Annotated in this window: 1 protein-coding gene; it reads left to right on the top strand. The window is 60.7% G+C overall.

What is annotated here, in order from left to right; all coding sequences use genetic code 11:
- A partial coding sequence (locus ORL50_RS28815; RefSeq protein WP_266020106.1) for an immunoglobulin-like domain-containing protein occupies positions 1 to 333 on the top strand: 333 nt, incomplete at both ends.

The following is a 333-nucleotide window of genomic DNA, read 5'->3' as shown; positions in this document are numbered from 1 at the left end:
ATCACCATCACAGGCAACGGCCCAGTCCTGGAAAACCAGGGCGCAGCGTTCACCATCAAGCTCGACAAGGCTCAAGACCACCCGGTTACCGTCAAGCTGAGCGACGGTTCGACTCTGGTCTTCGCTGCTGGTCAGACTGAAAAAGTCCACACCCTCGCCCCGCAAGGCGATGACGTCTACAAAGACGGCGGCACCGTATCCCTGAGCATTACCGGGGCGACCTCGAACGGCGCAGCGCTGGAGAACCCAACCATTGGTGGCCCAGCGTCGGTGACCATCGGCGACACCACCAGTGAAGTGTTTGCGACCCTGACCGCGGACAAAACCACTGTC

Origin of the sequence: Pseudomonas sp. RIT-562 (assembly GCF_026241895.1) — a bacterium.
GTDB lineage: Bacteria > Pseudomonadota > Gammaproteobacteria > Pseudomonadales > Pseudomonadaceae > Aquipseudomonas > Aquipseudomonas mandelii_F.
Note: the sequence above shows the minus strand (reverse complement) of the source record. Positions and strands in the feature narration are given on the sequence as shown.